We start from the raw sequence: 9501 nt of genomic DNA on the forward strand, positions 1-9501 counted from the left end.
CTCCGAGGGAGGAGGCTCCTAGGAGGACAGGGCCGGCTGGGCGGCCCGCTGCCGGGTCAGCCGCGACACGCCGCGGACCACACCCGACCGAAGTCGATGTGGTCGCGGGTGACCAGGAGCTGCTCGGCGTACATGAGCTCAAGTTGAGCAGTGAAGGATGCACGGCGTCAACCACCCTTCATTGCCGCTCTGTTGCGATCACTTGTCGCCGTGTGCCCCGGCGGCACCACCCTTGACAGCCCTCGTTCGCGCATGCGTACGATCAATGCGGAGTGCAGTGCAGAGCCGGCCGCGTTGAGGGACGCGGGCCGGCCCGACGGCCGTACGTGACCACCCCCGTACCTCCCGCCCGCCTGCCCGCAGCTTCCGCCTGGAGTCCTCCTCATGGCCACCCCGCAGGACGTCCTTCCCTCGCCCGCCCTCACCAAGAGCCCCGGCCCGGCCCCCGGACCGCCCGCCGGCGCCGGCGCCGTCGTCGACCCCTCGGCCCGGCTCGTCGCCCGCCGCCGCCCCGGCCAGTGGATCTCCGCCGCCGTCGCCCTGCTGCTGTTCGCGATGGCCGTCAGCTCGGCGATCCGCAACAAGGCCTTCCAGTGGGACGTGGTCGCCGACTGGTTCACCGCCACCTCCGTCCTGAACGGCCTCACCCTCACCCTCTGGCTGACCGCCGTCACGCTCGGGCTCGGCTTCGTGCTGGGCACCGTGCTCGCCACCATGCGGCTCTCCGCCAATCCGGTGCTGCGCACGCTCAGTTGGATCTACATCTGGATCTTCCGATCCACCCCGGCCCTGGTGCAGCTGCTGCTCTTCTTCAACATCGGCGCGCTCTACCCGACGCTCGGCCTCGGCATCCCGTTCGGCCCGGAGTTCATCACCGTCAAGACCGTCAACCTGTTCGGCCCCACCCTGACCGCCGTGATCGGCCTGACGCTGCTGGAGGCCGCGTACGCCGCCGAGGTGGTGCGCGGCGGAATCCTCTCCGTCGACCGCGGCCAGCTGGAGGCCGCCTCGGCGCTCGGGCTGAGCCGGTGGCGGGTGCTGCGCCGGATCATCGTCCCGCAGGCGATGCGCTCGATCGTCCCCACCGCGGGAAACATGCTGATCAGCGCGCTCAAGGGCACCAGCATCATCAGCGTGCTGGCCGTCTCCGACCTGCTCTACTCGGTGCAACTGGTCTATCTGCAGTCCTACCAGGTCATCCCGATGCTGATGGTCGCCACCATCTGGTACATCGTGATCACCACCGTGCTGTCCATCGGCCAGTACTACGTGGAGCGGCACTACGCCAAGGGCGCCACCCGCGACGGCCTGCCGCCCACCCCGCTGCAGAAGGCCCGCGCGGCCTGGCGCCGACTGCGCGCCGCCGCCGACGCCGGGCCGGACACCGGGGCCGAGGCCGGCCTCGGCGCCAAGACCGCACCCGGGGAGCAGCGTTGACCACCCTGGTGATCGTCGGAGCCGGCCCGCGCGGCACCGGACTGCTGGAGCGGATCGCCGCCAACGCGGCCGAACTCCGCCCCGCGGACCAGCCGTTGGAGGTCCACCTGGTCGACCCGTACCCGCCCGGTGCGGGCCGGATCTGGCGCTACGACCAGTCCCCACTGCTCCGGATGAACTCGATGGCCGAGGACGTCACGATGTTCACCGACGAGCGGTCCACCCTCGACGGCCCGGTCCGCCCCGGCCCCTCGCTGGCCGAATGGGCGGCCCGGATGGAGGAGTTCGAGCCCTACCGGGAGGTCGACGACCCGGCGGTCCGGGCCGAGCTGCGCGCCCTGGCGCCGACCGACTTCCCCACCCGGCGGGCCCAGAGCGCCTACCTGGACTGGGTGTTCCGCCGCGCCGTCGCCGACCTGCCGCCGCACATCACCGTCACCGTGCACCGGGACACCGTGCACCGGATCGAGGGCCCGGCGGACGGCCCGCAACTCGTCCACCTCGGCGACCGGGTCCTCACCGCCGACCACGTCACCCTCACGCTCGGCCACCTCGACTCCGCCCCGCACCCCCGGTACGCCGCGGACGCCGAGTTCGCCGCCCGGCACGGCCGGTTCCACCTGCCGCCCGCCTTCTCCGCCGATGCCGACCTGACCGGCATAGCCCCCGGTGAGCAGCTCGTCCTGCGCGGCTTCGGGCTCGCCTTCGTCGACCTGGTCTCCCTGCTCACCGAGGGCCGCGGCGGCCGCTTCGAGGAGACGCCCGGCGGCCTGGTCTACCGGCCCTCCGGCCGCGAGCCGGTGATCCACGTCGGCTCCCGGCGCGGCGTGCCCTACCACTCCAAGACCGGCTACCGGCTCCAGGGGCCGCCTGCCCCGCTCCCCCGCTACTTCGACGCGGCCGCGGTGGACGCCGTGCTCGACCGGCCCGGACCGCTCGAACTGCGCCGCGACTTCTGGCCGTTGATGGCGAAGGAGATCGGCTTCGGGCACTACCACGAGCTGTTCCACGCCCACCCCGAGCGCACCACGCTGCCCTGGGCCCGCTTCCTGGCCGGCTACGACGCACACGACTGGTACTCGCCCGAACTCGCCGGGCTGATCGCCCTGGCCGTCCCCGACCCGGCCGACCGGCTGGACTTCGAACGGCTCGACTTCCCGCTGGCCGGCCTCGAACTCGACTCCGCCGAGGAGCTCCAGCGCCATCTGCGCGCCTACATCGCCGAGGACGCCGACCGCCGCGCCGACCCGGCCCACAGCGCCGACCTCGGCGCCTTCCTGGCCCTGCTCTCGCTCTTCGGCCAGCTGCCCCGCGTCCTCGCCTCCGAGCGGCTCACCGCCCGCTCGGTCGGCGAGGAGGTCGACGAGTGGTTCTTCGGCTACTTCAGCTACCTCGCCTCCGGCCCCCCCGGCTTCCGGCTGCGCCAGTTGCTCGCGCTCTCCGAGGCGGGCGTGGTCCGCTTCCTGGGCGCGGGCATCCGGGTCGAACGGGACGAGGCGACCGGCACCTGGCGGGCGTCCGGCACCACCGTGCCCGGGCACGGCGTCAGCGCCACCGCCCTGGTCGAGGCGTATCTGCCCAAGCACGCGCTGGCCCGCACCCACGACCCGGTACTGCGCGAACTGCACCGCGCCGGGCGGATCGTGGAGGAGGTGGTCAGCGACGAGGAGCACACCCACCGCTCCGGGCTGCTCACCATCCGCCCCGGGGACAGCCGGGTCCTGGACCCGGCCCTGAGCGGCGGACCGCACCCGCGGCGCACCGCCCTCGGCCCGCACACCAGCCTCCGCGCGGCGGCCGCCTTCGCCCGCCCGCGCACCGACTCCCCGGGCTTCCGCCAGAACGACGCGGCCGCCCGGGCCATCCTCCGCGCCCTGGCGGGCGTCCCGGCGGCGCTGGCGGCCTGAGCCGCCGGCCCGGGGAGCTCACCGTTCGGGCCCCGGGCGGGCGGCTCGGGGCCCGAACGGCTCCTCGACCAGGCCCTCGGCGGTGGCGTGGTCCGGAGCGACGAGGAGCCGGTCCCCGTCCGACTCGACGGGGGGAAGGACCGCCCGGCACCGGGATGGCCCGGACGACTCGAACGGGTGGAAGGATGGACGGCAAGGCCCCGCGACGGCGCGGCGGCCGGACGAGCACAGCCGAGGAGCGCAGTCATGGCCAAGCGGGCCCCGCAGAGCGATCCGGCGCAGGACGCCCCCGTGGTGTCCGCGCCCCAGCACGCCGCGGCCGGGCTGCCGGCGGTCGGGCACAGCCTCCGGATGGCCACCGAGCAGATGGGCGCCCGGCGCACCCTCGCCACCCTGCGCAAGGTCAACCAGCCGGACGGGTTCGACTGCCCCGGCTGCGCCTGGCCCGAGCCGGAGAAGACGCACACCGCCGAGTTCTGCGAGAACGGCGCCAAGGCGGTCGCCGAGGAGGCCACCGAGCGCCGGATCCGCGCCGAGTTCTTCGCCGCCCACCCGGTGGCCGAGCTGGCCGAACGCTCCGGCTACTGGCTCGGCCAGCAGGGCCGCCTCACCCAGCCGATGCTGCTGGACGAGGGCGCCACCCACTACACGCCGATCGCCTGGGACGACGCCTTCGCGCTGATCGCCGAGGAGCTGCGCGCCCTGGACACCCCGGACGGCGCGGCCTTCTACACCTCCGGCCGGACCAGCAACGAAGCCGCCTTCGCCTACCAGCTGTTCGCCCGCCGGCTGGGCACCAACAACCTGCCCGACTGTTCCAACATGTGCCACGAGTCGTCCGGCTCGGCGCTCACCGAGACGCTCGGTGTCGGCAAGGGCAGCGTCAGCCTCAAGGACCTCTACCAGGCCGACCTGATCATCGTGGCCGGGCAGAACCCGGGCACCAACCACCCCCGGATGCTCTCCGCGCTGGAGCGGGCCAAGCGCGCGGGCGCCACCGTGGTCAGCGTCAACCCGCTGCCCGAGGCCGGCCTCGAACGGTTCAAGAACCCGCAGAACGCCCGCGGCCTGGCCGGCCACGGCACCAAGCTGACCGACCTGTTCCTGCAGATCCGGCTCGGCGGCGACCTAGCCCTGTTCCGGGCGCTCAACCAGCTGGTCCTGGAGGCGGACGGCGGCGTCGACGAGGCCTTCGTCGCGGAGCACTGCCACGGCTTCGAGGAGTTCGCCGCCGAGGCCCGGCAGACCCGCCGCGAGGAGGTGCTGGCCGCCACCGGCCTGCCCTGGGAGCAGATCGAGGAGCTGGGCCGCATGGTGCTCTCCTCCCGGAAGATCATCGTCTGCTGGGCGATGGGCCTCACCCAGCACAAGCACGCCGTGCCGACCATCCGCGAGGTGGTCAACTTCCTGCTGCTGCGCGGCAACGTCGGCCGCCCGGGCGCCGGGGTCTGCCCGGTGCGCGGACACAGCAACGTCCAGGGCGACCGGACGATGGGCATCTTCGAGCGGCCGTCCGCAGCCTTCCTGGACGCGCTGGGCGGGGAGTTCGGCTTCGAGCCGCCGCGCGCCCACGGCTACGACTCGGTGGACACCATCCGGGCGATGCGCGACCGCCGGGTGAAGGTGTTCTTCGCGATGGGCGGCAACTTCGTCGCCGCCACCCCGGACACCGAGGTCACCGAGGCGGCGATGCGCCGCTGCCGGCTGACCGTGCACGTCTCCACCAAGCTCAACCGCTCGCACGTGGTCACCGGCGCCCGGGCGCTGATCCTGCCCACCCTCGGCCGCACCGACCGGGACGTCACCGCCAAGGGCGCCCAGTTCGTCAGCGTCGAGGACTCGATGGGCCAGGTGCACTCCTCGCGCGGTGGCCTGCGCCCGCCCGCGCCGGGCCTGCTCTCCGAGGTCGCGATCGTCTGCCGGCTGGCCCGGGCCACGCTCGGCCCGCAGGACGGCGTCCCGTGGGAGGACTTCGCCACCGACTACGACACCCTGCGGGACCGGATCTCCCGGGTGGTGCCGGGCTTCGACGGCTTCAACGACAAGGTCCGCCGGCCCGGCGGCTTCACCCTGCCGCACGGCCCGCGCGACTCCCGGACCTTCCCGACCGCGACCGGTCTGGCCAACTTCACGGTCAACCCGCTCACCGCGCCCGAGGTCCCGCCCGGCCGGCTGCTGCTGCAGACGCTCCGCTCGCACGACCAGTACAACACCACCGTCTACGGCCTGGACGACCGCTACCGCGGCATCACCGGCGGCCGCCGGGTCGTCCTGGTCAACCCCGCGGACGCCGCCGAGCTGGGCCTGACCGAGGGCGGGTACGTCGACCTGGTCGGCGAGTGGAAGGACGGCGTGGAGCGGCGCGCCCCGCACTTCAGGGTGGTGCACTACCCGGTGGCCCGCGGCGGCGCCGCGGCGTACTACCCGGAGACCAACGTGCTGGTGCCGCTGGACTCCACCGCCGACATCAGCAACACCCCGACCTCCAAGGCGGTGCTGATCCGCTTCGAGCCGGACAGCGGCGCGAGCTGAGCGCGCGGACGCCCCCGGGGGCCCGGTGTGCGCACCGGGCCCCGGGGGCGTTGTCCGTTCGGGTGTGGAGCAGGGACCGGTCAGTTCTGGCCGGTCGGCAGCGGGGTGGCCGAGGTGGAGCCCGGCGCCGAGGCGGCCGCCGAACCGCTGCCGGTGCTGCTGGGCGACCCGGCGGGAGTGCCGGTGGCCGTCCCGGTCGGCGTGCCCGTCGGAGTACCGGTCGGCGTGCCCGTGGGCGTGCCCGTCGGAGTACCGGTCGGCGTGCCCGTGGGCGTACCCGTCGGAGTACCGGTGGGGGTACCGGTCGGCGTGCCCGTCGGAGTCCCGGTGGGCGTGCCCGTGGGCGTACCGGTCGGCGTCCCCGGGTCGGTGGGCGTGCCCGTGCCGGGCTCCGGGGTGCCCGGCGTCGGCGTCCCCGGGGTGGGCGTGCCGGGCGCGGTCGGTGTGCCGGGTGCGGGGCTCGTCGCGTTCGGGTCGGTCGGCACCTGGTTGGCCGGGCTCGGGGCGATCGGGGTGACGGTGTCCCAGCCCGCCGGGAGGTCCGGCACCTTCCACGCGCCGCCCGCCTCGTCCGACGCGGTCTCCGGGTCGGGCCGGACGGCACCGAGGATCGGCATCGAGCCGATCGGCGACACCTTGATCACCGCGCCCGGCCGGGGCGCCTGGACGACCAGCCCGCCGCCGATGTAGAGCGCGACATGGGTGGCGCCCTCGAAGTAGATGACCAGGTCGCCGGGGCGCAGCTGGTTCAGCGCGACGTGCTGGAGCTGGGCCCACTGCTCCTGGCTGGTGCGCGGGATCGGCTTGCCGGCGTGCAGCCAGGCCTGCGAGGTGAGGCCGGAGCAGTCGAACATGTCCGGCCCGGTGCCGCCCCACAGGTACGGCTTGTTGAGCTGCGCCAGCGCGTACCCGACGGCGGCGCGGCCGGCCGACGACGGGGTGCGCTCGCCCTTGCCGAGTGCGCCGGAGGCGAGGAAGGCCAGCTGGGCCTCGTCGGCCTTGGCCTTCTCCAACTGCTCCAGCTCGGTGCGCTGCGCCCCGGTGAGCGAGGAGACCAGCTGCTCGACGGCGGCCAGGTCGGTGGCGACCTTGGCCTTGGCGGTGTCCTGCTGGGCGACCAGCGCCTGGGAGTTCTTCAGCGCCTCCTCGCTCTGCTTCTGCAGACCGGTGAGCGCTTCGCGGTCGAGCTTGAGCCGGTCCAGGAACTCGGACTGCGAACGGCTCGCGGCCGCGAGCAGTTCGGCGATGGTGACGGCCTCGTACGGGTCCTTGGAGAGCAGCAGTTCGGCGTAGGCCGAGGCGGCGCCGTTGCGGTACTGGGCGGCGGCGAGCTGGGCGGCCACGTCGGTACCGGCGTCCACCTGCTTCTGCTGGCGGTCCAGCCGGTCCTTGAGGTCGGCGAGCGCGGCCTGCTGCTCGGCGACCTTGGCGACGGCGGAGTTGAACTGCTCGGTCGCGGCCTCGGCCCCCTTGTACAGCTCGTGCAGCCGGTCGAGCAGCGGTCCGAGGGTGGCCTTGGCCTCCGCGAGCGGGTCCGTGCCGGGGGCGGCCGGGGCGGTGATGCCCGGGGTGCCCGGGTCGGGCGCGGCGTAGGCGGCCTGGGTGGCCAGCGGCAGCGCGAGCGCGGCGGCCGCGAGGACGGCTCCGCAGCGCAGGGCGGCCCGCACCCACGGTCGTGTTCCCGCAGACTCCGCGCGCTGTGCAGCCCCACCCATGGATTCGTCCTCCCCGCCCCTGTCCGACCCCCGGGTTGCCCGGATCCCCGCCGATCCTGTCATGGGTTACTCGCCAGAAACAGACCGCACCCGTACCGGTCGGTGAATTCTTCGGTCGGTTGTGAGACAGGTCTCAGCAAACCGGAGCTAACCGGGACGTTCTGCGCCAATGCCCAGTTCAGAGGGCCCTGGGACACCTTCTGGCAAGGCCATGGCAACCCCTCGGACACGTCCGGAACCACAACGCCCGGCTCAGTTCACCTTCCGTTCACCGAGCCTCCCTACCGTCGCGAGCGACACCAACGTCAGTGCGACAACTACGACGATTGTTTGGGTATGGAACACATCTCGTTCCTGGTGGCCGTTGTGATCATCACGGCGCTCGCCTTCGACTTCACCAACGGGTTCCACGACACCGCCAACGCGATGGCCACCTCCATCGCCACCGGAGCCCTTCGGCCCAAGGTCGCGGTCACCATCGCGGCCGTCCTGAACTTCGCGGGGGCGTTCCTCTCCGTGAAGGTCGCCACCACCATCTCCGGTGGCATCGTCAACGAGAAGGCCGGTATCCATCCGGAGATCATCTTCGCCGCACTGGTCGGCGCGATCCTCTGGAACCTGCTCACCTGGCTGAGAGGCCTTCCGTCCAGTTCCTCGCACGCGCTCTACGGCGGCCTGATCGGCGCCACCGTGGTCGGCGTCGGTCTCCACGGCGTCAACTTCGACACCGTGCTCACCAAGATCCTCATCCCGGCGATCGCCTCCCCGCTGGTCGCGGGCCTGGCCTCCTGGGGCGCCACCAAGCTGGCCTACGCGATCACCCGCAAGAGCGACGGCGCGACCGTCACCAAGGGCTTCAAGACCGGCCAGGTGTTCTCCTCCTCGCTGATCTCGCTGGCCCACGGCACCAACGACGCCCAGAAGACGATGGGCATCATCACCCTGACCCTGGTGTCGGTGGGCGCCCTGCCGAAGGGCGCGCTGCCCCCCACCTGGGTGATCGTCTCGGCCGGTGCGGCGATCGCGCTCGGCACCTACATGGGCGGCTGGCGGATCATCCGCTCGATGGGCAAGGGCCTGGCGGACATCCAGGCACCGCAGGGCTTCGCCTCCGAGTCCGCCGCCGCGACCGTCATCCTGACCTCCTCGCACATGGGCTTCGGCCTCTCCACCACCCAGGTCTGCTCCGGCGGCATCATGGGCGCGGGCCTCGGCGGCCCGAAGGGCGAGCTGCGCTGGAGCCTGGTGCGCCGCATGGTCTACACCTGGGGCCTGACCCTGCCCGCCGCCGCCACGGTGGCCGGCCTGGCGGCCCTCCTGGTCGAGCAGGGCACCTGGGGCGTGGTCGTGGTCGGCGCCGTCCTGGTCGCCGGCTCGGGCGCGATGTGGCTGATCTCGCGCCGCCAGCCGGTCGACGCGGACAACGTCAACGAGGTCGGCGACGTCACCCCGGTCGAGATCGCGCCGACCGCCGCGTCCGCCACCCCCACCCCCGCCTCGACCACGGTCGCGGCCTGAGCGCCGACGGCTGAGGAGCACACAGCATGCACATCAAGTGGAACGCACTGGCCCAGACCGCCGGCTTCAGCTTCGGCATCACCGTCGCGGTGGTCGCCGTCTTCGCGCTCGGCATCCTGGCCCTCTCGCGCCGTGAGGCCGCACTGACCGCGCAGCGCTCGGCGGCGGGCTCCGGCGCCCCGGCCGGCGGCGGCCGGCTGGCCCTGGCCGGCGCCTACGCCTGCTTCGCCGTCTGCGGCGCCGCCGTCCTCTACGGCCTGAGCCTGATCGCCGGGCGCTAGCGGCGCTGGCGACCAGGACCGGTACGGACAGGCTCCGCAGCGCATGGCAGAGCTTCAGGCCCTGTGGGAGCGGGACTTCGTCCCGACCACGGGTCATTTCACGGCGGACGA

General features: G+C 73.2%; 6 protein-coding genes. 5 read left to right on the forward strand and 1 reads right to left on the reverse strand.

Going from position 1 to position 9501, the window contains the following annotated elements:
* Positions 1-384: 384 nt before the first annotated feature.
* The 3 genes from AB0J08_RS26900 (at position 385) to AB0J08_RS26910 (ending at position 5876) form a co-directional block, all read left to right on the forward strand.
* Positions 385-1437: an amino acid ABC transporter permease gene (locus AB0J08_RS26900; protein WP_360639473.1), complete on the forward strand. Its 1053-nt coding sequence runs from the start codon at positions 385-387 to the stop codon at positions 1435-1437.
* A complete protein-coding gene (locus tag AB0J08_RS26905; RefSeq protein WP_360639476.1) occupies positions 1434-3344 on the forward strand; it encodes an FAD/NAD(P)-binding protein in 1911 nt (636 codons plus the stop codon). Before AB0J08_RS26900 ends, AB0J08_RS26905 begins: the two co-directional genes overlap by 4 nt.
* Before the next feature lie 246 nt (positions 3345-3590).
* The gene (locus AB0J08_RS26910; RefSeq protein WP_360639479.1) at positions 3591-5876 is read left to right on the forward strand and encodes an FdhF/YdeP family oxidoreductase; all 2286 of its coding nucleotides are present in this window, start codon (positions 3591-3593) and stop codon (positions 5874-5876) included.
* Positions 5877-5956: 80 nt separating this feature from the next.
* Here the strand turns inward: AB0J08_RS26910 and AB0J08_RS26915 are convergent, their stop codons facing one another.
* Positions 5957-7543 carry an NlpC/P60 family protein gene (locus AB0J08_RS26915; RefSeq protein WP_360639482.1) on the reverse strand — a complete coding sequence of 529 codons (1587 nt, stop codon included), beginning with the start codon at positions 7541-7543 and terminating at the stop codon, positions 5957-5959.
* 384 nt (positions 7544-7927) lie between these two features.
* On the opposite strand from AB0J08_RS26915, the gene AB0J08_RS26920 reads away from it, so the two are divergent.
* Both AB0J08_RS26920 and AB0J08_RS26925 read left to right on the forward strand, forming a co-directional pair.
* The gene (locus tag AB0J08_RS26920; RefSeq protein ID WP_360639485.1) at positions 7928-9109 is read left to right on the forward strand and encodes an inorganic phosphate transporter; all 1182 of its coding nucleotides are present in this window, start codon (positions 7928-7930) and stop codon (positions 9107-9109) included.
* Positions 9110-9135: 26 nt separating this feature from the next.
* The gene (locus AB0J08_RS26925) at positions 9136-9390 is read left to right on the forward strand and encodes a hypothetical protein (RefSeq protein WP_360639488.1); all 255 of its coding nucleotides are present in this window, start codon (positions 9136-9138) and stop codon (positions 9388-9390) included.
* Positions 9391-9501 lie beyond the last annotated feature (111 nt).

Origin of the sequence: Kitasatospora sp. NPDC050463, assembly GCF_040655255.1 — a bacterium.
Taxonomy (GTDB): domain Bacteria; phylum Actinomycetota; class Actinomycetes; order Streptomycetales; family Streptomycetaceae; genus Kitasatospora.